Annotated in this window: 15 protein-coding genes and 1 pseudogene; 1 reads left to right on the forward strand and 15 read right to left on the reverse strand. The window is 63.1% G+C overall.

What is annotated here, in order from left to right:
- The 10 genes and pseudogenes from H3221_RS20580 to tam all read right to left on the reverse strand — a co-directional run.
- Window positions 1-956: pseudogene (locus H3221_RS20580) on the reverse strand (ImcF-related family protein); the annotation flags it as partial.
- Between the two features lie 139 nt (window positions 957-1,095).
- Window positions 1,096-2,238: a hypothetical protein gene (locus H3221_RS20585; RefSeq protein ID WP_224490711.1), complete on the reverse strand. Its 1,143-nt coding sequence runs from the start codon at window positions 2,236-2,238 to the stop codon at window positions 1,096-1,098.
- A complete protein-coding gene (locus H3221_RS20590) occupies window positions 2,235-2,498 on the reverse strand; it encodes a PAAR domain-containing protein (RefSeq protein WP_192985342.1) in 264 nt (87 codons plus the stop codon). Before H3221_RS20590 ends, H3221_RS20585 begins: the two co-directional genes overlap by 4 nt.
- Window positions 2,495-4,873, reverse strand: coding sequence for a T6SS phospholipase effector Tle1-like catalytic domain-containing protein (locus H3221_RS20595; RefSeq protein ID WP_196477204.1), 2,379 nt, complete (start codon window positions 4,871-4,873; stop codon window positions 2,495-2,497). Before H3221_RS20595 ends, H3221_RS20590 begins: the two co-directional genes overlap by 4 nt.
- Entirely contained in the window at window positions 4,861-5,358 is a 498-nt protein-coding gene (locus H3221_RS20600; RefSeq protein ID WP_196477203.1) for a DUF3304 domain-containing protein, read from the reverse strand. Before H3221_RS20600 ends, H3221_RS20595 begins: the two co-directional genes overlap by 13 nt.
- An 82-nt stretch (window positions 5,359-5,440) precedes the next feature.
- Window positions 5,441-5,752: a hypothetical protein gene (locus H3221_RS20605; RefSeq protein WP_196477202.1), complete on the reverse strand. Its 312-nt coding sequence runs from the start codon at window positions 5,750-5,752 to the stop codon at window positions 5,441-5,443.
- Complete coding sequence (locus tag H3221_RS20610; protein WP_196477201.1) at window positions 5,740-6,264, reverse strand: DUF3304 domain-containing protein; 525 nt, start codon at window positions 6,262-6,264, stop codon at window positions 5,740-5,742. The genes H3221_RS20605 and H3221_RS20610 overlap by 13 nt, the downstream gene beginning before the upstream one ends.
- Window positions 6,245-7,093, reverse strand: coding sequence for a DUF4123 domain-containing protein (locus H3221_RS20615; RefSeq protein WP_196477200.1), 849 nt, complete (start codon window positions 7,091-7,093; stop codon window positions 6,245-6,247). The genes H3221_RS20610 and H3221_RS20615 overlap by 20 nt, the downstream gene beginning before the upstream one ends.
- A complete protein-coding gene (locus tag H3221_RS20620; RefSeq protein WP_224490713.1) occupies window positions 7,083-9,473 on the reverse strand; it encodes a type VI secretion system Vgr family protein in 2,391 nt (796 codons plus the stop codon). The genes H3221_RS20615 and H3221_RS20620 overlap by 11 nt, the downstream gene beginning before the upstream one ends.
- A gap of 539 nt (window positions 9,474-10,012) precedes the next feature.
- Window positions 10,013-10,774 carry a trans-aconitate 2-methyltransferase gene (gene tam, locus H3221_RS20625; protein WP_196475997.1) on the reverse strand — a complete coding sequence of 254 codons (762 nt, stop codon included), beginning with the start codon at window positions 10,772-10,774 and terminating at the stop codon, window positions 10,013-10,015.
- Between the two features lie 323 nt (window positions 10,775-11,097).
- Here tam and H3221_RS20630 point away from each other — a divergent pair, with 323 nt between their 5' ends.
- Entirely contained in the window at window positions 11,098-12,105 is a 1,008-nt protein-coding gene (locus H3221_RS20630) for a TRAP transporter substrate-binding protein (RefSeq protein WP_196475998.1), read from the forward strand.
- Window positions 12,106-12,157: 52 nt separating this feature from the next.
- Here H3221_RS20630 and H3221_RS20635 read toward each other — a convergent pair whose 3' ends face one another.
- From H3221_RS20635 to tpx, 5 genes are all read right to left on the reverse strand, one after another.
- The gene (locus H3221_RS20635) at window positions 12,158-13,627 is read right to left on the reverse strand and encodes an efflux transporter outer membrane subunit (protein ID WP_196475999.1); all 1,470 of its coding nucleotides are present in this window, start codon (window positions 13,625-13,627) and stop codon (window positions 12,158-12,160) included.
- The gene (locus tag H3221_RS20640) at window positions 13,624-16,728 is read right to left on the reverse strand and encodes an efflux RND transporter permease subunit (protein ID WP_196476000.1); all 3,105 of its coding nucleotides are present in this window, start codon (window positions 16,726-16,728) and stop codon (window positions 13,624-13,626) included. Before H3221_RS20640 ends, H3221_RS20635 begins: the two co-directional genes overlap by 4 nt.
- A gap of 145 nt (window positions 16,729-16,873) precedes the next feature.
- Window positions 16,874-19,966, reverse strand: a complete 3,093-nt coding sequence (locus tag H3221_RS20645; RefSeq protein ID WP_196476001.1) for an MdtB/MuxB family multidrug efflux RND transporter permease subunit — start codon at window positions 19,964-19,966, stop codon at window positions 16,874-16,876.
- Entirely contained in the window at window positions 19,963-21,192 is a 1,230-nt protein-coding gene (locus H3221_RS20650; protein WP_196476002.1) for an MdtA/MuxA family multidrug efflux RND transporter periplasmic adaptor subunit, read from the reverse strand. Before H3221_RS20650 ends, H3221_RS20645 begins: the two co-directional genes overlap by 4 nt.
- Window positions 21,193-21,415: 223 nt before the next feature.
- Window positions 21,416-21,916: a thiol peroxidase gene (tpx, locus tag H3221_RS20655; RefSeq protein ID WP_196476003.1), complete on the reverse strand. Its 501-nt coding sequence runs from the start codon at window positions 21,914-21,916 to the stop codon at window positions 21,416-21,418.
- Between the last annotated feature and the right edge of the window lie 165 nt (window positions 21,917-22,081).

A 22,081-nucleotide genomic window follows, 5' to 3' on the forward strand; every position in this document is an offset into this window, starting at 1 on the left:
GCGAGACAGAGCGCGCCGACATAGGCGCCATGCGTCCAGGACCAGGCGAAGCGCCGGCCACGGGTCTGTCGGTCATTCAGGACTGCACCCCAGCTCGCCTCCGGCCACCAAGCATTCGGTGTACCGGTGGCGATGCCGGAAAGTGTCGGGCTAAACAGCAGGCCGCGCAGCGGCAACGACCGCTTGAACTGAGCCAGAAAAGGGGCTAGCGCCTGACGCCACTGGCTAATGCCGCTGTGCTCAAGATCACGAGACAGGCGCAGCAGGAAGTCATGGTGAGCGTGCTCGGTGAGTTGGCCTATCCCGCGTCCGCGCAGCGGCACCACCAGTTCGCGCAACGACGCCTCGATCTGCTCGGCGGTAACTTTCGTCGGCAACAGGCAACCCACCGGCTGCGCCTCACGACTGGCTTGATCCCATTGGCTGGAGCAGACCTGCCACAGGTACAACGGCGCCTGCCAGCGCAGCGCCTGGCCCAAGTCGCGCAACTGACGCACGCCAGTACTGAGGACGGCCACGTCATTGCGCTGCGACTCGCTCAGTGCCCAGACGATGCCATCCAGCGGCCGCGAGCGGCGCAGCGTCTTCAGCAATTCAGCCACATCGCTTTGCCACTGCCCGCTCAACGAGCCGCCGCACAGCAGCACGGTGTCCTGTCCTTCCAGCCACTGCTGCCTGGACAGCCCCGGCGCTACCGCCTCGATCTGCTCGGGTTCGCCGACGACCAGCAGCAGGCGGACCTTGCGCTTCCAGAAGTAACCATACTGGTTCGGCAAATGGTCAAGCAGTTGCGCGGCGATATTCACTTTGTGCCGTGGGGGAGTGTCCTGCTCCCCGGCATCCGCATCCGCAGCCCCCGTCACACTCAATGCCTTGTCTACCGAGAGGCGGTTCCATGCCCAGAGGAAGAACGGGCAAAACATCAGCAGGCCCGCCCAGCTCACCAAGCCTCGCATAGCCAAATCCGACGGCGGCAATACAGGCCAACCCTGGTGTTCAGCGAGTAATCCGTACAGCAGGCAACCTACGGCCACCAGCAAGAAGGTAAACGCGGCGTAGCCCACTACCCTGGGTAAATGCGACGCCTTCTGTGGGTTATTTTCCTTTGCCATGCGGCACGGCCACTCCCATCGCCAAGCGATTCTCACCATCACGGCTCAGCCAGCCGCAGGCCTGCCCGGCGCCCGCGCTATGCAGCAGTGCCACGGACATACCAATAAAAGGCGCCACGTTATCCAGCACACCCCAATATGCAGCGAGCAGGTGCTCATTGGCCCGCCAGCCGCCTTCGCCGAATGCCCCCAGGCTCTCTGCATCCATCGCCAGGCAAGCCGCCGGCGCGGCATCCAGATTGGCGTAGCGCTGCATCTGCGCGCAAAGCTCGGCGGCGCGTTCTCCCTGGTCGGCCTGTAGATACTCACCCCGCTTCAGCTGGCTCACAGGGGCATGGCTGACCAGCCAGGCAAACCCGGCCTCACCCGCCAGGCGCTTAGCCGCAGCCTGTTCCACGCTGGCAACCCCGGCGCACAGTAACCAGTGCTCCTCCTCGGGACACAATCGAGGGAAGCCATCGATCAACCGGTCCAGAGTCGGTAGATCGACCAGCGGTAACGCCTGCTCTGGCAGGCTCACCCCGGCAGCGCGGAGTACCGAGGCAAAGACCTGGTAACTCTCCGCCGTGCCATGCCAGGCCAGGCCGCGCAGATGCGGCCAACGCGCCCTCATGCCGCTCTGCGCCAGCAGCATATGCGCCAAGTGTTGAGCGATCAGGGGAGCACGCTGGCTCGTCAGGTTTGTCGATAGCGGGCAACGCAACACCGTCGGCGCCCCGGGGCTGGGCACCTGCGGCGACGGCAGGGGCGCCGTCCCTGTCATCAAGCGGGTGTAATACGACTGCTGCTCGCCCTCCGGGCCGAACAGCAGCACCTGCTCGACCGGCAACCCACGGCTGCGCGCGCGCCACCAGCGTTGCAACGCGGTGTCGATGACGCCACGGTAAGCCTCGCGATTTCCCAGACCGATCTGCCAAACCAGATAGCGCAAGGCCAACGCCAGGGCCCACAGCAGTGGCAGGACCGCGCTCCACAGCCACAGCTCTAACCTTGGCCGGTGCTCTGGCCACAGCGCCATCAGCAGCGCCGACTGCCCGCCCCACAACAGCAGCAAGGCCAACCACCAGCGGCGCCAGTGCGGCTTGCCCGGTTCCACGTAGTCCGGATACTGCGGCGGATAAATCACGGCGCCACCACCATATCCGTGCCGGCCAGCGTGCTGACGACCGTGCAACCGCACTCGCAACGATAGCCATCCAACGCCACTGGCCGGCCGTCCATCGTGGTCTCGGGTACGCCCTGGGCAATACGTGTCAGCCCGTGCTTGTTGCAGCGCGCCGCATCGCCCATACAGGCCACCGGCTTGCCGAAAGCCAGGTAATGCCCCTCCAGCACCTCGCCGCCGAACGGCCGTAGCGGATCGCCTGCACGCACCAAGGGGATCATGCGACCACCGCCTTGACCTGTTCGATCAGGCTGCCACTCTGACGCAGGAAGTCGATGCTCCGCTGCATGCGCTCGGCATAGTCCTCCAGCGCCATCTCACGCTTCTGCTGCGCCACCACGGTGCCGATGTCGTAGGTCGGCTTGAGCAACTCGTCCGCGCCGGGCAGGAAGGGCACCACCGCGCCGGTGGCCAGGTCGATCACCTCATAGGCCACGCCAGCCGCCGCCAGGCCGCCCAGCACCCCACCGATCGCCCCCAACGCACCCAGCCCCGCGCCCAGTGCCCCACGGTGCTTGCCGCGCAGCAGGCGCACGCCATACACGGTCGTGCCCGCCACGATGGCCACGCCAATCAGCTTGCCGGCAATCATCATCGGCGTCAGGCGGCGGCTGCTCTCATTGCCGAAGTAGATCATCCGGTAGAAGAAGTACCCGGCCCACAGCTCTCGGCTACCGAGAGCGTCATGCATGAACCAGGCGCGCGAGTCGTGTATCTGGTCATCGAACAGCGCCACCAGCAAAGCCATCTGCGGATCGTCGCTGGGCGTGCCGACGGCGTCGCGGAACAACAGCTCGCTGTATGCCACGCCCTGCTGCCGAATCTCGCCGTAGTCCCGGCGCTCGTCGTCATCGTTCATCAGGTAGGCGCCGCCACGCAGCACCACGTCCACCACCACACCGAGATAGCTGGTTTGCTCGCGGACGATATCCAGGTAGTCGGTGCGGAACTCGGTTGCGGCCTGCTCGATCTGGGTCTTGTCGATCCACGGCTCATAAATCGGCGGCCCGGGAAAATTCTCGGCACTCTCGGGGTTGTCTTCGCGACCCTTCCTGGCTCTCGCCTTCTCCGCAGCGTTCTTGCCCCGCGCGATCTCTTCTATTTGGCCCTTGTGCTCGGTGGCTTCCTTGTAGAAAGGTTGATTCGCGTAACTGCCATTGGCATAGCGGCCGATGCGCCAGCCGGTGATCCAGTACAATTGGTCGGCCAGTACCTCCTCCAGCGTCTTGTTCACCTCGACCGCCTTGTACAGCCAGGGTGATTCGGTGTTGGGTTCGTTGGGCAGGCCGAGAGTCTTCAGGCGCCAGGCGTTGAAGCGTTCGATGGTTTGGGGGCTGGTGTCGAACTCGCGCTTCGTCTTCAGCTCCATCACTCGCCAAGCTGCCTCATCCTTCAGCAAATCGGGCAGCACCTCTTCCGGCACCTGCAAGGGCGCGCCAGCGGCAAAGGCCTCGGCGTACAGGTCATGCAGGGTGATCTGCGACAGCAGCTCATGGGTGCCATTGCGCGCCTTGCCCTGATCGTTCTGCTGGTAGCCGCCGCCCACGTCCGAATGCACGCCGGGGTACACCACCTCCTGGGCGATGGTCGGGTAAAGCCCCTCCTCGTTGCGGATCGAATCCAGCGGGAAGCACGAACGCTGCTCGTGGGCCGCCACGAAGTGTCGGCAGCACTTGACCAGATCGGGGTACTTTTCCGCGCTGGGCAGCAATTGGCTATCGTCCGCCCAGTCCATATGGCCAGCGAAGAATGGCGCAGCATGGGCAATGCCCACCGAAGCCACGGTATCCAGCAGGCCGAGAAACTCCACGCTGACCTCCAGCCCGGCCAGTTGCGGCAGTGGCTTGTCCGCGCCCTCGGGCGTCTCGAACAGCTCCGCCAGCCAGTTGACGAAGGTGCGCGCCTCCGCCGCCCCGCGAGAAAAGCCGTATACGTACAGCTTGACCTTGAGTGGCCTCGGCGTGGGCGGTGCCGTCTTCATCTTGAGTTCCAGCGGCTTCAGCAAGCGGCCCATCACCCGCCGGCGCTTGCCGGCACCCAGGCCGATCATCAGGGGGAGCCGCCAGGTGCCCATCTCCTCGACATAGCCCTTGGAAGCGCGGATATCGATACTTTCCTTGGCCACGGCAAAACTCAGCGCACTGGCCACCTGCACCAGCGCCCAATTGATACGGTCTTCTCCCCCCGAAGCATAACGCAGACCCTGCCCGCTATAGTCCATCTCGCCCACTTCCGGGAAAGGCGTGCCGACCCCGGGCATGTAATAGGAAAAATAACCAAAGTCTCTCGCCGTATCCCCCTGAATCGAAGCATGGAATAAGCGCGCAATATTACTGGGGTGAAGTTTTATTGTATCGTTGTGTTCGTTATTGTTGGTGCCATCAAAAAACAGGCTGATATGTATCGCCTGGCAGCATTTGCCATGCTGGCTCCGGCCATTTTTGTCCTTTGCCCGCTTGTACCTGTTGGACTCGCGTGTCTGCAAAGCATAGTTCTCTCCCACCGCACGAAGTGTACCCGGCAGGCGACCCTCTTTTGGAAACGCTGGTGGCGCCAGTACCTTGGCCTTGCTTTCCTTATCGGCTACTTCGTACATACGGCCGGCTCCTTCATATGGCGCGGGTCCTTGATCGGATACTGCGGAGAAGAGGTTCCATAACAAGAAGTTGAAATTTTTACCTGCTGGCAGGCCAGAAAATGTACGGTCAAACCACAGACCTTTTCCTGATATTCCGGAATCTCTACCTGAGTGCTGTAGCGTCGATAATTTAGCTCATGCTTATCCATAAACGTCCGAAATTCATCCGTCCCTAAAGGAGGAGACTTCGCAAATGGATCAGGATCAACTTCCCATTCAATATTCACGACCAAGCCTGGGCGCCACTTGAACGGCAGACCGATACAGCATTGATCCCCGCCGCCCCCATGCGCACGATAACCGTTCACCTTGAACCAGTTAATGGCTGTGCCATCCACATGGTTAACCGCACGAACACTGCCCGCTGCCATTTCGTTGTCCGCCGTGGAGCAACCCGCCAGTAGCAAACCCAACAACCCGAAGCACCAATGCCAAACGAACATCCGCCTTATTCCTGCACTCATCTTCATATCCCTCTTGTGATTACTTACAAGTGACTGATGAAAACCAACCGACTTTCATCAGTCACCTGACTCGAAACGAGGCGTGATACAGCCGAGCGATATTGGTGGGGTGGGGATTGTCCGGCTTCGTATCATTGGGCTCGTTATTGTTGGTGCCATCGAAGAACAGGCTGATATGCACCGCCTGGCAACACTTGCCATGCTGGCTCAGGCCATTTTTGTCCTTTGCCCGCTTGTACCTGTCGGACTCGCGTGTCTGTAAGCTGTAGTTTTCCCCCACTACCCGAGGTGTCCCCGGTAACCGTCCTTCCTTCGGAAACGCTGGTGGAACCAGTACCTTGGCCTTGTTTTCCTTATCGGCTACTTCGTACATACGGCCGGCTCCTTCATATGGCGCGAGTCCTTAATCGGATACTCCGGGGCATTACCCATCCAGCAAGAAGTCGTCACTTTTACCTGCTGGCAGGTCAGAAAATGCACGGTCAAACCACAGACCTTTTCCTGATATTCCGGAATTTCTACCGTAGTTTTATAGTGCTGATAGTTGGCTTTATGCTTGACCTGTGCTGCCCTATACCCATCAGTCCCCAATGGCGGCCACTTAGAATAAGCATATGGATCAGGATCAACTTCCCATTCAATATTCGCGATCAAGCCTGGACGCCACTTGACCGGCATAACGATGCAACAGGCACGACCACCGCCACCGGCCGTTCGATAGCCATTGACCGACAACCAATTGATGGCCGTTCCGTCTACATGATTGACGGAAGTCAAATTGCCTGCCGCCATTTCGTTGTCCGCCGTGGAACAGCCCGCCAAGGCCACACAAAGGATTCCAAATAACCAGTGCGCTGCGATGAGCTTACTGATATGTCGCTTCATCAAGTCGCCCTCTCACAGCTGTCGTGTTGTTATTGGGCCCACCTGAGTTTTGGATAATGTTTTGTGTCACGTACGGAATAAGTTCTCCGCAATAGCCTTCCGCGCTCGCCTGACAGGCATAGGCGTACAACTGGTTGAATTGCTGTTCGTTGCTCAGGCCGTGGGCAAGTAGGCCCGGCTGTGCCAGCAACTTTTGCGCATTGCTGATGCAGCCAAAGAGCTCGTACTGCGCATCGGTCAGCGCCAGCGGTGCCGGCACGTTGGGCGGCGGCGCATCGGCGATGCAGGTGCCCGGCAGCCATTGCGGCTGCGCGTCGCGGTCCAGCCAGCTCCAGAAGCTGGTCACTTGCAGGAAGGCGTCACGCTGCTGATCGTCGAGGATGTCGCGAAGCATCAAGGGAAATATGCGAGGGTCGAAATAGCGCAGTAATCCAGGCTGCCCGCCTACCTGCATCCGCGACAGGCCTTGCAGGGCGAGGCTCAGGTCTTCAAAGGGCTGCGGGGAGACCAGCAGCAGTAGACGCGAATCCTTGCCCGTATTCTTGATCAGGTCTTCCAGCCAGGCCTTGTGCTGCCACTGCTGCAAGTCCAGGCGCATCAGCAGCGGCCCCTGTTCCATCAACGGTTCTTCCGGAGTGCCGCTGAACAGGCAGAACCAGGGCATCGCGGGATGGATACGCTGCAGCGTGGGGATGGCCGACGCAGGCCAGCCGGTCTGGTCCAGCAGCAGGTCCACATGGTGCAAGCCGACTTCAGAGGTGGTGTGTTCGATCTGCTCCAGCCATGACGTAGGCTGCGTTGGGGCAACGTGTGGGTTCTCACTGTCCACTGAGTACGACTCCTTCCGCTTCTTTGCGCGCCGCTTGCAGGCATTCCTTGCAGACGGACTGAGGCAACTCGGGCAGCGGGAATTGCTGGCTGGCGGGTTTCTCCCAGACGTGCTGGCCTTTCAGGTTGAGCCTGCCGGGCGTGTGTATGTCGATGGCGCCGCTGGGGGTGATGCGGATGTAGCCGCCGCCACAGGCCAGGGTGATGCCGTTCTTGGCAGTCAATTGCAGGTGGCCCTGCACGGACTGCACGGTAATGTCCTGCTGGGCGATGACATTGAGGATGTCGCCGTGGGACTCGATCTCCAGCGGCCCCTTGCCGGACACCAGGCGCATGCCTTCGCGCTGGGCGAGCAAGGACATGGCCTGGTTGGACTGCAGGGCCAGGCGCTGGGCGGCGGTGAGGTTGAGTTCGTCCTGGCTGTGCAGGTACATGGATTGGTTGCTGCCCAGCAACAGGCTGGCCGGGGTGACGGCAGCGACACCCTTGGGGGCGCTGAGCACTACGGCAGGGCCTTGCAGGTTCTTGCTCTGCTGTAGCAGGTCGTGCAGCCCTTCGCTGTTGGACTCCCGGCTATGGTGGGCCTGGGCAATGTCTTGCCACTGTTTGAGCTGGTCGGCAGCGTTTTCCATCAGTGTGACGGCGGGCTTCATGTCCAGCACCTGGCCCTGGGCCTTGGCTTGCTGGTCGGCACTGATGAACACCCCTTTGCCAGCACGCAATGAACCCCAATCATCGGTGCGCAGCTCGAAGCCTTCGCCGCGCTTGTGCTTCTTGGCATCCACCAGATGCCCCAGGTTGAGCTGGCTCTTGCCGGAATACTCGGTGCTGACCTTGATGTGTTCCTGGCCGCGAGTGTCGTCCAGGCGAATTTTGTTGTTGGTGGGCGTTCTCAGTACGTTGCGCTTGTGGTTGTGGATGGTGACGTGGTCAGGTTCGAGGTTGGTGTGCAGGGCGTGGGCGATGAACGGGCGGTCGGGGTCGCCCTGCTCGAAGGCCACCGCCACTTCGGTGCCGGCCAGCAAGGGCATGTGCAAGCCGTAGGTGTCGCCGGCATAGGGCCGCGCCAGGCGCAACCACATGCTTTCGCGGCCGGCTGGCCAGGTATCCCGGTCGAACAGGAAGTTGACGCGGTAGCGCCCTTCGCCATCGATATGGCTGTAGGGGTCGTTGCGCTGCGGGCTGGTGATGCGCGCGGGCACGGTGCCGGCGATGCGAGGCTTGCTCGGCACTGGCGGGCGGAAGGCGATGTTGCCGTCGGGGATGGCTTCGAAGCGGACGTCGAAGCTGCGATCGCGGGCAGCCGTGCAGTGGGTGCGGACGATCAGCGCGCCTTGCCTGAACGCTGCCGGTGCGCCGCCTGTCACCTTGAGCACCCAGCCGGGGGCCAGGGCGGCGTCGCTGCTGGCGCCGCTCAGGCGGAGCTGGTCATTCAGGTAGCGTTCGTGGGCCAGTTGCGCGTAGAAGACGCCGCTTTCGGCGTGGTCTTCTTCATCGCCACGGGCATGGGGATCGCCGAGGCGCTGGTAGTGCTCGTCGGCGTAATGGTAGGCCTCGCCGTAGGTGGTGGCGGCGCCACGCGTCAGGTCGGCCTGGCCGTCAAGGTTGGCGCCGGCATCGCGCGAGTAGTAGGCGCGGGTGCTGACCACTTGCTGGATGACCTGGTGACTGGCTTGCAGGTCCCAGACGGCATCCTGGCCGGTAGCCTCCAGCCCGCTCAGGGGCCGCAGCGGCAGGCTGATATCGCGTTGGTAGTGCATGGGCGAGTCCTTGAACTCGACCACGTCGATTTTCAAGCGCGCGTCCATGCTGAAGCTGAACCAGATGCCGCGCTCCGCACAGAGCCTCTTGATGTAGGCCAGGTCCGACTCGCCGTACTGCAGCAGTTGGTCATGCTGTTTGTAGGTTCTGCCGAGGTCGATGAGAAAATCCTGCCCGCGCCAGCCATGTCGCCGCAGGATGGTTTCCACCACCTCGGGCACGCTCTGGTTCTGGTAGATGCGGTACTGGCAGGTCTTGTCCAGCAGCGACAGGCGCGGCTCCAGCCTGAGCTCGTAACGGGCTTCATCCCTGGAGGCTGAGAGACGCCGGAATCCTGTGATGACCCCGTGCAAGGTGCGCAGCGGCGCGAGCGGTGGCGGTGTGTAGCCGCGAATGGTCAGCGCTGGCGGCGCTGCGTGCAAACTGAAGCTGGCATCCTTGCCGAGCAGGGTGTCGGCGGCGATGTCGAGACTCGGGCTGGTCACCTCGATGGCATAGCAGAAGGTCTCGCTGAGCGCCTCGGTGCCGGAAAACGCGAGCACGTCCAACGGGGCATTCTGGTCAGCCACCGTGAGCCTATGCCGGCTGTGGTCGAAGAAGGGGCGTATCTCGCTGAGCATGGGTCAGACCTCCGCGCGTTCGAGAGCCAGGGGCTCTTCGCTGAATGCCAGGGCGATGCCGTCGTCCGCGCTGCGATGGGTGATAGTCGATGCGCGCAATGACCTGAACGCCGGCCCAGCGACGCTTTTTAGGTGATAAAAACCCGGCGATCTATAAGACTTTTCTTAAAGCTCGATCTTGCCGCGGTATCGCCAGAAGCGACTCGGAACCAGGCATGGCCTGACAGACCGGGTGAGCGGTGTGCGGCGTGACGGGTATCGCCGGCAGGTGGCACGCCCCCGCTTGAATAGCCCGTGTATTTCATCGCTACACCGGCACGCCAGAGGACGTCCTCAGAGGCAAGCTCCGCGCAGCGCGTGGCTTTGCCAAATGTCAGGACGGAAATAAACAGAGAAATACAGGCCGCGCATGTCAACGAAAAGCCCCGCTGACTGCGGGGCTTGTGTTCTCAAGGGTCGCGGCCAACGCCCTCCCATGCGTGATCATGAATGCCGTGGGAGGCTTCGGCCGCGACAGAGCCGCCCTTATGGCATCCGGGCTAGCGCCGGGCCACCAGAAACAGACGCGGAAACGGCAACAACACCCGGCCATCGGCCTGCGCCGGATAGGCGTCGCTGATCGCTGCCTGATAGCGCTCGAGGAAAGCGGCCTGCTGCTCGGCATCCAGCGGCTGCAGGAACGGCAGCAACGCCGTTGACTTGAACCACTCCACCACTGCCGCCGCATTGTCCAGCACATGGAAGTAGGTGGTGCGCCAGATATCCAGTTCGCTGGCCTGAGCACCAAGGATGTCGTAATAGGCCTGCGCGCTGTGCCGCTCGGCATGGCGCACCTGGCCGATTTGCGCAGCCCAGTGCCCATCGGCGGCCACCTCGCGGGCCAGGCGGTGTGCCGGTTCCTGCAGGTTGTCTGGCGTCTGGATCGCCAGCCAGCCACCGGGGGCGAGCTGCGCCAGCAACCTCGGATAGAGTTGCGCGTGATCAGGTAACCATTGCAGCGAGGCATTGGCCAGGATCAGCTGCGGTGCGCTGTCGGCCCGCCAGTGCCGGATATCCGCCAACTGGAAGGTCAGCTGCGGCAGCCGCTCACGCGCTGCGCGCAGCATGTCTTCACTGCTGTCGATACCGATCACCCGCGCTTGTGGCGCATGAGCCTGCAACACGGCAGTTGAATTACCGGGGCCGCAGCCCAGGTCGATGGCCAGCTCGACGCCATCACGCGGCACCGCCGCCAGCAGATCATGCACAGGGCGGGTACGCTGGCGTTCGAACAGGGAATACTGCTGGGCGGACCAACTCATCGCATCGCTCCTCGATATCAATCGCAGCGGCCAGGATAACAAGCAGGCCGAATCAATGAGGACTTCGCTCAAACCGGCAAGTTTCCGCTTTTCCCAGACCCGCACATGGCGGATATCCGCCACCCAATGTGCGACACGTCACAGCCTTTTTCACACGCCAGGCAGGTTGGCGGAATTTCGCCACACTGGCATAAGCCTTGCCATGCTAAGCCGCCAACTTCGCTCGAGCCACGATAGCTAGCAGCGCCTGAGCGACCGCCAAAGTGACCAACACGACGTGGCCGAAAAGGCTTCGCAATTCGATAAGAAGAAAAGGAAGCAGTATGTTCAATACCGTTCGTGCCGTGGCCGTCTGCGCCATGGCGTTCGCCTCTCTCAGCTGTACTGCCGCGCTGGCCGATGAACCTATCCTGATCAAGTTCTCCCACGTCGTGGCCGATGCCACTCCCAAGGGCCAGGGCGCACTGCTGTTCAAGCAACTGGTCGAGGAACGCCTGGCCGGCAAGGTGAGGGTCGAGGTCTACCCGAACTCCAGCCTCTACGGCGACGCCAATGAGCTGGAAGCGCTGCGCAACAACGATGTTCAGTTGCTGGCACCATCTCTGGCGAAGTTCGAGCAGTACACCAAGCAACTGCAGGTGTTCGACCTGCCGTTCCTGTTCGATGACCTGGATGCAGTCAACCGCTTCCAGAAACGCGCCAAGGGCCGCCAGTTGCTGCGCTCGATGGAAAACCACAACATCGTTGGCCTGGCCTACTGGCACAACGGCATGAAGCAGCTTTCCGCCACTCGCGCGCTGAACATGCCCGGAGATGCCAATGGTCTGAGCTTCCGCATTCAGCCGTCGGCGGTCCTGGAGGCACAATTCGCCCAGGTCGGCGCAAAAAGTCAGAAACTGCCCTTCTCTGAAGTGTTCAAAGCACTGCAGAGCGGCCAGGTGCAGGGCGCGGAAAACCCCTGGTCGAACATCTACAGCCAGAAGCTGCATGAAGTGCAGCCCTTCATCAGCGAAACCAACCATGGCGTGCTGGACTACATGCTGGTGAGCAACTCGCGCTTCTGGTACGGCATCCCGCATCAGATCCGGATGGAACTGGAAGCCATCATCGATGATGTCACCTACGCGGTGAACAAACAGGCCGAAGCCGCCAACCAGGCCGATCGCCAGCGCATCGTGGATTCTGGCCGCAGCGAGGTCATCAACCTGACGGCTGAGCAGCGCCAGGCCTGGCGCGATGCGATGCGTCCGGTATGGCAACAGTTCGAAGGGCAGATTGGCAGTGACGTGATCAAGGCCGCGCAGACGGTCAATCGCAAGCATCGCGAATGACCCTCAGCCGGCATGGCGGAGAACCGCCATGCCGGCTGATTGCTTGCGTTACTTACTGTTCAGCCTGCTGGTGTAGCCGTTCCACCTGCCAGCCGCCCCCCAGAGCAGCGATCAACTGCACACTGGCCGTCAGTCGACTACCCAATAGCGTGAGATTGGTACGTTCGTTGTTCAGCGCGGTGGCCTGTACGGTAACCACGCTGTTGTAGTCGACGGTACCGGCACGGTACTGGTTCTCGATCAGTCGCAGCGACTCGCGCGCCGCATCCAGCGCCTCCTGCTGCACCCCGCTCTCCTGCTCCAGCACGCGCAACTGCACCAGGTAATCCTCCACTTCACGGAAGCTGTCCAGCACGGCCTGGCGGTATTGCGCCACGGTCTGGTCATAGACGGCTTCGCTGCGCTCGAGCTCCGCTCGCCGCGCGCCGCCGTCGAACAGCGTCAGTGCCAGTTGCGGGCCGAGCGACCAGAAGCGGTTTGGCACCTCGATCCAGTCGGCAAAACTGCTGCCACGATAGCCACCGCTGGCCGAGATGCTCAGGTCCGGGAACCAGGCCGCCTCCGCCACGCCGATCTGCGCGTTGGCCGCCATCACCCGGCGTTCGGCGGCGGCAACGTCAGGGCGGCGCTCGAGCAACTGCGACGGCAGCGCCACGGGCACCTCGGGCAGTGCAGGCAGGCTTTGGCGCGGTGCGATGGACAGCTCGGCCGGGCTCACGCCGACCAGCACGGCAATGGCATGTTCGAGCTGCGCGCGCTGCCAATCGAGATCGATGGCTTGGGCCTGTGTGCTCTTGAGCTGGGTGGTGGCCTGAGTCACGTCGGACTTGGGCACGATACCGGCCCGATACTGGTTCTCGGTCAGGCGCAGCGAGCGCGCGTAGGCGGCCACTGTCGCATCGAGCAAACGCTTCTGCTCATCGAGAATGCGCAGTTGCAGGTAGTTCTGCACCAACTCGCTCTGCAAACTCAGCCGCGCAGCGGCAAGGTCGGCGGCGCTGGCCTCGAATTCGGCGCGGCTGGCCTCCAGGCCGCGTCGCAGCTTGCCCCAGATATCCAGCTCCCAGGCTGCATTGAGGCCGAGGTCATAGCTCTTGGAAATGCTCGATGCTCCAGAACCGCTGACGGTGACGCCATCGGCGGTACGGAGGGTGCTGTCACCGCCGCCCTGCCCGGCTCGGGTCACCCCGGCGCTACCGGACAGCGTTGGGTAGAAGCTGGCCCGCGCACCGCGCACCAGTGCGCGCGCCTGGCGATACTGGGCCTCGGCTGCCGCCAGGTTCTGGTTGGACAGTTGCAGGCGCTCGACGAGCGCATCGAGCTCGGCATCGCCATACAGAGCCCACCAGTTGCCACGTTCCAGGGCGTCTGCCGGGGCCGCCGCCTTCCAGCCTTCTACCTGCTTGAACTGCGCAGGCGCCGCCAGTTCGGGGCGCTGGTAATCAGGGCCCAGGGCGCAGCCACCCAGCACGCCGGCCAGCAGCAAGGAGACGAGGGTTCGGGCGAAAGGAACTCGGTTCATAGCGGATTTTCCAACGAAGCATCGGTGCGCACGCCGCGCCAGCGGTTGACGCGATGGCGCAGGCGGTCGAAGTAGAGGTAGACCACCGGAGTGGTATAGAGGGTCAGCATCTGGCTCAACACCAGGCCACCGACGATGGTGATACCCAGCGGCTGGCGCATTTCAGAACCCTCGGCACTGCCCAGCACCAGCGGCAAGGCGCCAAGAATCGCAGCCAGGGTGGTCATCATGATCGGCCGGAAACGCAGCAGACAGGCCTGACGAATGGACGCCTGCGGACTGAGGCGTTCGCCCCGCTCCAGTTGCAGGGCCAGATCGACCATCAGAATGGCGTTCTTCTTGACGATACCGATCAGCAGGAACAGCCCCAGCAGCGAAATCAGACTGAACTCCATGCCGACCAGTTGCAGCGCGAGCAAGGCGCCAACCCCGGCAGATGGCAGGGTCGAGAGGATGGTCAGCGGATGCACGTAACTCTCGTAGAGCACGCCCAGCACGATGTACACCACCACCAGCGCCAGCAGGATCATCAACGGTTGATTGCCCTGAGTCTGCTGGAACGCCGCGCCAGTGCCCCCCAGCATGCCCTGCACTTCGGTGGGCAGGCCGACCCGCGCCACGGCGGCTTCGATGGCGCGGCTGGCCTGATCGAGGCTAACGCCCTCGGCCAGGGAGAAGCCGATGTTCTCGGCGGCGAACTGGCCCTGGTGGTTGACTCGGTCCTCTTCGAGGCTGCGCTCCCAGCGGGCGAAGGTGGACAGTGGCACCCGTGCGCCATCAGCGGTGATCAGCTGAATCTGGTCCAGCGCCTCGGGATGCTGGGCGTAGCGCGGGTTGATCTCCATCACCACGCTGTACTGGTTCAGCGCCTGGTAGATGGTGGAAACCTGGCGCTGACTGAAGGCGTTGTTGAGCACGGCGGTGATCATGCTCATATCCACGCCCAGACGCTGCGCGGCCTCGCGGTCGACGACCAGACGAATCTGCTGGGCGCCCTCGTTCTCGTTGGCGTCGATATCGGTCAGCTCGGGCAACGCGCGCAGCGCATCACGCACCTTCGGCAGCCACGTCCGCAGGAGGTCGAGATCACCTGACAGCAGCATGTATTCGTTCTCCGAGCTGCGCCCCTCGCGCCCACCGATCTGCAGATCCTGATCCGGCATCAGGAACATGCGCCCACCGGGCACCTTCGGCACAGTGGCGCGCAGGCGATTGATGACCTGCTGCGATGACACGCCACGCGCCTCCACCGGCTTTAACCGCACGATCATGAAGGCGTTGTTGATCCCCCCCGAGCCACCGATAAAGCCCGCGACGCTTTCCACCGCCGGGTCGGCCAGAACGGCATTGCGGAAGATCTCCATCTTCGGCTGCATCACCTGGAACGACAGACCGTCATCGCCACGGATAAAACCGATCAGTTGGCCGGTGTCCTGCTGCGGCATGAAGGTCTTGGGGATGCTGACGAACAGGTAGACGTTCAGGGCGATGGTGGCCAGCAGGCTGATCACCATCAGCAACGAATGGCGCAGCGCCCAGTCCAGCGAACGCCCGTAGACGGCCAGAACCCGTGCCTGCAGGCGGTCGCCCCATTGCTGCAGACGTCCGCGTGGCTGTTCATCCTCGGCCCTGAGCCAGCGCGCGCACAGCATCGGCGTCAGGGTCAACGACACCAGCAGGGAAATCACCACCGCCACTGCCAGGGTGATGGAGAACTCGCGAAACAGCCGTTCGACGATACCGCCCATGAACAGGATGGAAATGAACACCGCCACCAGCGACAGGTTCATCGACAGCAGGGTGAACCCCACCTCGCGCGTGCCTTTGAAGGCCGCTGCCATCGGCTTCTCGCCGTTGTGGATGTGCCGGGCGATGTTCTCCAGCACGACGATGGCATCGTCCACCACCAGCCCGGTGGCGATGATGAGCGCCATCAGCGACAGGTTGTTCAGCGAGAAACCCAGCAGGTACATGGCGGCGAAACTGCCGATCAGCGAAACCGGCACTGCCAGCGCCGGAATCAGCGCTGCGCGCCAGCGCCCGAGAAACGCCAACACCACCAGGATCACCAGGCCCACGGCGATCAGCAGGGTCTGTTCGGCCTCGTGCAGGGTGGCGCGGATCACCGGCGAGCGATCCATCGCCACCTCCAGCTCGACGCTGGCGGGAATCACCTCGCGCAGCGCCGGCAGCTCGGCACGGATATCGCTGATGGTCTGCAGGATATTCGCCCCGCTCTGCCGGTTGATCACCAGCAGCACCGCTTCCTTGTCATTGTAGAAGCCGCTGTTATAGCGGTCCTCGACGCCATCGGTCACCGTGGCCACGTCGCCCAGGCGTACAGCGGCGCCGTCCTGGTAGCGGATGATCATCGGCAGGTAATCGGCGGCCCTGGCCAACTGATCGTTGGCCTGCACCTGCCAGCGGCGCTGTGCATCCTCGACCGCGCCCTTGGGGCGCAGGACGTTGCTGGTCGCGATGGTCTGGCGCACTTCGTCCAGCGCGATGCCATAGTGATCGAGCAGACGCGGCTCCAGGGAAACCCGGACCGCCGGCAGCGAACTGCCACCGACCTGCACCTCGCCCACACCGCCAACCTGGGACAGTTTCTGCGCCAGGATGGTCGAGGCCACGTCGTACAGTTGGCCCTTGTTCAGCGTGGCACTGGTCAACGCCAGCACCATGATCGGTGCCTGCGACGGATTGATCTTGCGGTAGCTGGGCATGGTGCGCATGCCACTGGGCAGCAGTTCGCGCGCCGCATTGATCGCCGCCTGGACCTCGCGTGCGGCGGTGTTGATGTCCTTGTCCAGATCGAACTGGATCATGATCCGCGTATTGCCCTGGCTGCTGCGGCTGTTCATCTGGCTGACCCCGGCAATCGAGCCGAGCGAGCGCTCCAGCGGCGTGGCCACGGTCGAGGCCATGATCTGCGGACTGGCTCCCGGCAGGCTGGCCTGTACGGTGATGGTTGGGAAATCCATCTGTGGCAGCGGCGCCACCGGCAGCAGGCCGAAGCTGACGCCGCCGAGCAGCATGATCGCCAGGCTCAGCAGCAGGGTCGCCACCGGGCGACGAATAAAGGGGGCGGAGAGGTTCACCGTCCTTCTCCCTCAGGGAGAAGGTGGCGCGCAGCGCCGGATGAGGGCCGCGACGGCGCCCCGATTGAAGTCAGGGCGACCTTGATACCCTCACCCCCAGCCCCTCTCCCGCATGCGGGAGAGGGGCGGAAAAGCCAAGCACCAGTCATACCGCCACCCCCGCCGCGCTGCGCCCCGTGGCCCGCCGCGACAGGCGATCGAAGTACAGGTAGATCACCGGCGTGGTGAACAGCGTCAGCACCTGGCTGACCAGCAGACCGCCGACCATCACCAGGCCCAGCGGCTGGCGCAGCTCGGCGCCGGAGCCCGAGGCGAGCATCAGCGGAATGGCGCCGAACAGCGCCGCCAGGGTGGTCATCAGAATCGGTCGGAAACGCAGCAGCGCCGCCTGGTAGATCGCCGCCTCCGGTGCCATGCCCTGGTTGCGCTCGGCCTCGAGGGCGAAGTCGATCATCATGATCGCGTTCTTCTTGACGATACCGATCAACAGGATGATGCCGATGATGGCGATCAATCCCAGGTCGTTACCCGTCAGCAGCAGCGCCAGCAATGCCCCGACACCCGCCGAAGGCAAGGTGGACAGGATGGTGATCGGGTGGATGTAGCTCTCGTAAAGCACGCCGAGCACGATGTACATGGTGACGATGGCCGCCAGGATCAGCAGCAAGGTCGACGACAGCGATGCGCGGAACGCTTCGGCAGCCCCCTGGAACTGGGTGTCGATGCCACCGGGCAGGCCGATTTCCTGCTCGACCCGCTCGATCACCGCCACTGCCTCGCCCAGCGAGACGCCCGGCGCCAGGTTGAACGACAGGGTCACTGCCGGGAACTGCCCGATATGGTTGATCAGCAGACTGGCCGGGCGCTCCTCGATGTGCGCCAGGGACGACAACGGCACCTGCTGGCCGTCACCGGTGGCCACATGGATCTGGCGCAGCGCGGCCAGGCCAATGCGCCCGCCATCGCGACTTTCCAGCACCACGCGGTACTGGCTGGCCTGGGTATAGATGGTGCTGATCTGGCGCTGGCCAAATGCGTCGTACAGGGCATTGTCGATGGTGCCAACGTTGATGCCCAGGCGCGCGGCGGCGTCGCGGTCGATGTCCAGGTACACCTGCAAGCCACGGTTCTGCAGGTCGCTGGCCACGTCGGTCAGCTCCGGCTGCTCGCGCAGCGCTTCGACCAGACGCGGCGTCCAGGTTTCCAGCAGCGAGTTGTCAGGCGATTCCAGGGTGAACTGGAACTGGGTACGGCTGATGCGATCTTCGATGGTCAGGTCCTGCACCGGCTGCATGTACAGCTCGATCCCGGGAATCTTCGCCAACTCCGGACGCAGACGCTCGATCACCTCACTGGCGGTGACATCGCGCTCGGCGTGACTCTTCAGGTTGATCAGCAGGCGGCCGCTGTTGAGCGTCGGGTTGTCGCCGTCCACGCCAATCGACGAGGACAGGCTGGCCACTGCCGGGTCACGCAGGATCACATCCGCCAGGCGCTGCTGGCGCTCGCTCATGGCAGCAAAGGAGATCGACTGTGGCGCCTCGGAAATGCCCTGAATCACGCCAGTGTCCTGCACCGGGAAGAAGCCCTTGGGCACCGCCACATATAGCAGCACGGTCAGTCCCAGGGTCGCCACGGCCACCAGCAGGGTCAGCGGCTGATGCTTGAGCACCCACTGCAACCACACGCCATAGCGCTCGATCATCGCATCGATGGCGCCACCGGCTGCGCGATAGAAGCGCCCTTCCTGCTCGGGTTTCTCGGCCTTGAGCAGGCGCGCGCACATCATCGGCGTGAGCGTCAGCGACACCACCAGGGAAATCATGATGGCCACCGCCAGGGTGATGGCGAACTCACGGAACAGGCGGCCTACTACATCGGCCATGAACAGCAACGGAATCAGTACGGCAATCAGCGACAGGGTCAGCGAGACCAGGGTGAAGCCGATCTGTCGGGCGCCCTTGAGCGCGGCGTTCAGCGGCGTCTCACCCTCCTCCAGATGACGGGCGATGTTCTCCAGCATGACGATGGCATCGTCGACCACGAAACCGGTGGCGATGGTCAGTGCCATCAGCGTCAGGTTGTTGATGGTGAAGCCTGCCAGGTACATCACGCCAAAGGTGCCGATCAGCGACAGCGGCACGACGATGGACGGGATGATGGTCGCCGACAGCTTGCGCAGGAACAGGAAGGTCACCATCACCACCAGGGCGATGGCCAGCAGCAACTCGTGCTGCACATCACGCACGGCTGCACGGATGGTCTGCGTGCGGTCGGTCAGCACCTTGACCTCGACGCTGGCCGGCAAGCCTTCGGTCAGATGCGGCAACAGGGTCTGGATACGGTCGACCACGTCGATCACGTTGGCGCCAGGCTGGCGCTGTACGTTGACCAGTACTGCCTGGTTGCGGTTGGCCCAGGCGGCCAGACGCTCGTTCTCGGCGCCATCGATGATCTCGGCGACATCCTTCAGACGCAGCGCCGAGCCGTTCTCATAGTGGAGGATCAGCTCGCGATATTCGTCGACGGATTTCAGCTGGTCGTTGGCATCGAGCTGGGAAACCCGCGTCGGCCCATCGAAATTGCCCTTGGGCTGATTGACGTTGCTGGCGGTGATCAGGCTGCGCACGTCGGCCAGACTCAGGCCGTAAGACGCCAGTGCCTCGGGATTGACGCGAATGCGCACCGCCGGACGCTGCCCGCCGGCCAGGGTCACCAGGCCGACACCGCTGGTCTGCGCCAGTTTCTGCGCCAGGCGGGTATCGACCAGGTCGTTGACCTGCGGCAGCGGCATCGTCGCCGAACTGACCGCCAGGGTCAGCACCGGCGTGTCGGCCGGGTTGACCTTGTTGTACACCGGCGGTGCCGGCAGATCGCCGGGCAGCAGGTTGCTCGCCGCATTGATCGCCGCCTGCACTTCCTGCTCGGCCACCGCCAGGGTGACGTCCAGGTTGAAGCGCAGGGTGATCACCGACGCGCCGCCCGAGCTGGTCGAGGACATCTGCTTGAGCCCGGCCATCTGCCCGAACTGGCGCTCCAGCGGCGCCGTCACGGCGCTGGTCATCACATCCGGGCTGGCGCCTGGATACAGGGTCAGCACGCGGATGGTCGGATAATCCACCTCCGGCAGCGCCGACACTGGCAGCAGGCGATAGGCAATCAGGCCGCTGAGGAAGATCGCCACCATCAACAGCGTGGTGGCGACCGGCCGCAGGATGAAGGGGCGGGAGATGTTCATGCGTCGTTCCGCGCGGCGGCCTGGTCAGGCTCACCCTGCCCGTCGCTCCCGGGTTCTTTCGAGGCAGTCGGGTCGACCACCTCCACCTCACTGCCATCACGCAGGCGGTCGGTGCCCTCGATGACCACCCGCTCGCCCTGCTGCACGCCCTCGTTGACCATGCTGCGTTCAGCATCGCTGGCCACGATGGTGACCGGACGGATGCTCACCTTGTTGTCGTCACCCACGACATAGACGAAGGTGCCCTGGGTGCCGAACTGCACCGCAGCGGACGGAATGATGGTAGCGGCCTCGCGGGTTTCAACACGCAGACGCACGTTGACAAATTGATTGGGGAAGAGCATCTGCTCGGCGTTGTCGAAACGCGCCTTGAGCTTGACCGTACCGGTGGTGGTGTCGATCTGGTTATCCAGGCTTTCCAGCACGCCTTCGGCCAGTTTCATGCGCTCACCACGGTCCCAGGCCTCGACGGCCAGGGTCGCGCCGTCGCGGCGGCGTTGCAGTACCGCCGGCAGGTCACCCTCGGGAATGGTGAATATCACCGAGATAGGATCAGCCTGGGTAATCACCACCAACGGCGTGGTATCACCACTGCTGACCAGATTGCCAACATCCAGCTGCCGCAGCCCCAGACGACCGTCGATGGGCGCGCGAATCTGGGTGAAGTCGAGGTTGAGTCTGGCCGTGGCGACGTCGGCCTGGTTGCGTTGCAGGCTGCCACGGTACTGATTGACCAACGCCTGCTGCGTATCCAGGGTCTGCCTGGCGATGCTGTCTTCTTCGTACAGGCCCTTGTAGCGCTGCAGATCCAGCTCGGCGTTCTTCAATTGCGCCTGGTTTTCCTGCAACGCCCCCTGCGCCTGCTGCAAGGCCACCTTGTAGGGACGTGGGTCGATGACCGCCAGCAGGTCGCCGGCCTTGACCTGCTGGCCCTCGTCGAACAGCACCTTGACCAGTTCCCCGTCGACCCGCGAGCGCACATTGACCGTGTTGTAGGACGTCACCGTACCAAGCGCCTTGAGTTCGATGGCGAATTCATCCTGCCTGACTTCAGCCAGGCGTACCGGCACCGGGCCCATGTCGCCGAAGCGACCACGGCCCATCTGCTGGCTTTCTGGCGTGCTCGGCCAGAACCACCACAGCAGCAGAAGCAATACGGCGAGCAGCGTCAGGCCGACCAGCCATTGACGGGAGGTATTCGAGGGGGACGGGGAAGCATTCGACATGGCAGGCGCAATATCACTTTTGATGGGAGTCGGCACGATAAGCACTGGCCCGCGTCAAGCAAAGCCCATTTACCCGCTTTTTACCCTCCCCTTACGTTACTAACTGTTTGTGTCCGCAATAAATTCTTGGGCTGGCAAGAGACTGTCGAGGTGCCCGGGCGTTCGTTTGGGCACACAAATAAAAACGGCCTGCGAGGCAGGCCGTCTGTTTTTTGCGTGCCGCTTACTTGAGCGCGGCCAGGGCAGCTGCATAGTCCGGCTCGTCGGCGATTTCGCCGACCAGCTCGCTGTGCAGTACTTTGTCGTTTTCATCCAGCACGACTACCGCACGAGCAGCCAGACCGGTCAGCGGACCGCTGGCAATGGCCACGCCGTAGTTCTTGAGGAAGTCGGCGCCACGCAGACTGGACAGGTTGACCACGCTGTCCAGACCTTCTGCACCGCAGAAGCGCGCCTGGGCGAATGGCAGGTCAGCGGAAATGCACAGCACCACGGTGTTGTTCAGTTGGCCGGCTTCGGCGTTGAACTTGCGCACGGAGGTGGCGCAGGTTGGGGTGTCGACGCTGGGGAAGATGTTCAGCACCTTGCGCTTGCCGGCCAGGCTGGCCAGGGTGACGTCGCTCAGATCACCAGCGACCAGGCTGAAGGCCGGCGCCTGTTGGCCGGCCTGCGGCAGTTGACCATCGACCTGCACCGGGTTGCCTTTGAGAGTGACTTGCGCCATGGGAGTTTCCTTATCGTTCAGGGAGTTGAAGGGCAAATGTGTGACATGGGATTCGCCGAGGCGAAGGGTCCATCGAATGGCAGGTCACGGCCCGACCATGCGTCCAGACTAGCGCAGAAGCACCGGCGATACACCCGCGGCCAAGTAGGGATTTAGCAAAAGGTC

It is taken from the genome of Pseudomonas chaetocerotis (genome assembly GCF_015712105.2).
Lineage (GTDB): Bacteria > Pseudomonadota > Gammaproteobacteria > Pseudomonadales > Pseudomonadaceae > Aquipseudomonas > Aquipseudomonas chaetocerotis.

What these genes read in the sequence shown, in the direction of transcription:
- H3221_RS20650 (WP_196476002.1), bottom strand. Translation starts at nt 21,192, where the DNA reads ATGTCGAATGCTTCCCCGTCCCCCTCGAATACCTCCCGTCAATGGCTG.
- H3221_RS20630 (WP_196475998.1), top strand. Translation starts at nt 11,098, where the DNA reads ATGTTCAATACCGTTCGTGCCGTGGCCGTCTGCGCCATGGCGTTCGCC.
- H3221_RS20645 (WP_196476001.1), bottom strand. Translation starts at nt 19,966, where the DNA reads ATGAACATCTCCCGCCCCTTCATCCTGCGGCCGGTCGCCACCACGCTG.
- H3221_RS20610 (WP_196477201.1), bottom strand. Translation starts at nt 6,264, where the DNA reads ATGAAGCGACATATCAGTAAGCTCATCGCAGCGCACTGGTTATTTGGA.
- H3221_RS20635 (WP_196475999.1), bottom strand. Translation starts at nt 13,627, where the DNA reads ATGAACCGAGTTCCTTTCGCCCGAACCCTCGTCTCCTTGCTGCTGGCC.
- tam (WP_196475997.1), bottom strand. Translation starts at nt 10,774, where the DNA reads ATGAGTTGGTCCGCCCAGCAGTATTCCCTGTTCGAACGCCAGCGTACC.
- H3221_RS20595 (WP_196477204.1), bottom strand. Translation starts at nt 4,873, where the DNA reads ATGTACGAAGTAGCCGATAAGGAAAGCAAGGCCAAGGTACTGGCGCCA.
- H3221_RS20590 (WP_192985342.1), bottom strand. Translation starts at nt 2,498, where the DNA reads ATGATCCCCTTGGTGCGTGCAGGCGATCCGCTACGGCCGTTCGGCGGC.
- H3221_RS20620 (WP_224490713.1), bottom strand. Translation starts at nt 9,473, where the DNA reads ATGCTCAGCGAGATACGCCCCTTCTTCGACCACAGCCGGCATAGGCTC.
- tpx (WP_196476003.1), bottom strand. Translation starts at nt 21,916, where the DNA reads ATGGCGCAAGTCACTCTCAAAGGCAACCCGGTGCAGGTCGATGGTCAA.
- H3221_RS20605 (WP_196477202.1), bottom strand. Translation starts at nt 5,752, where the DNA reads ATGTACGAAGTAGCCGATAAGGAAAACAAGGCCAAGGTACTGGTTCCA.
- H3221_RS20600 (WP_196477203.1), bottom strand. Translation starts at nt 5,358, where the DNA reads ATGTTCGTTTGGCATTGGTGCTTCGGGTTGTTGGGTTTGCTACTGGCG.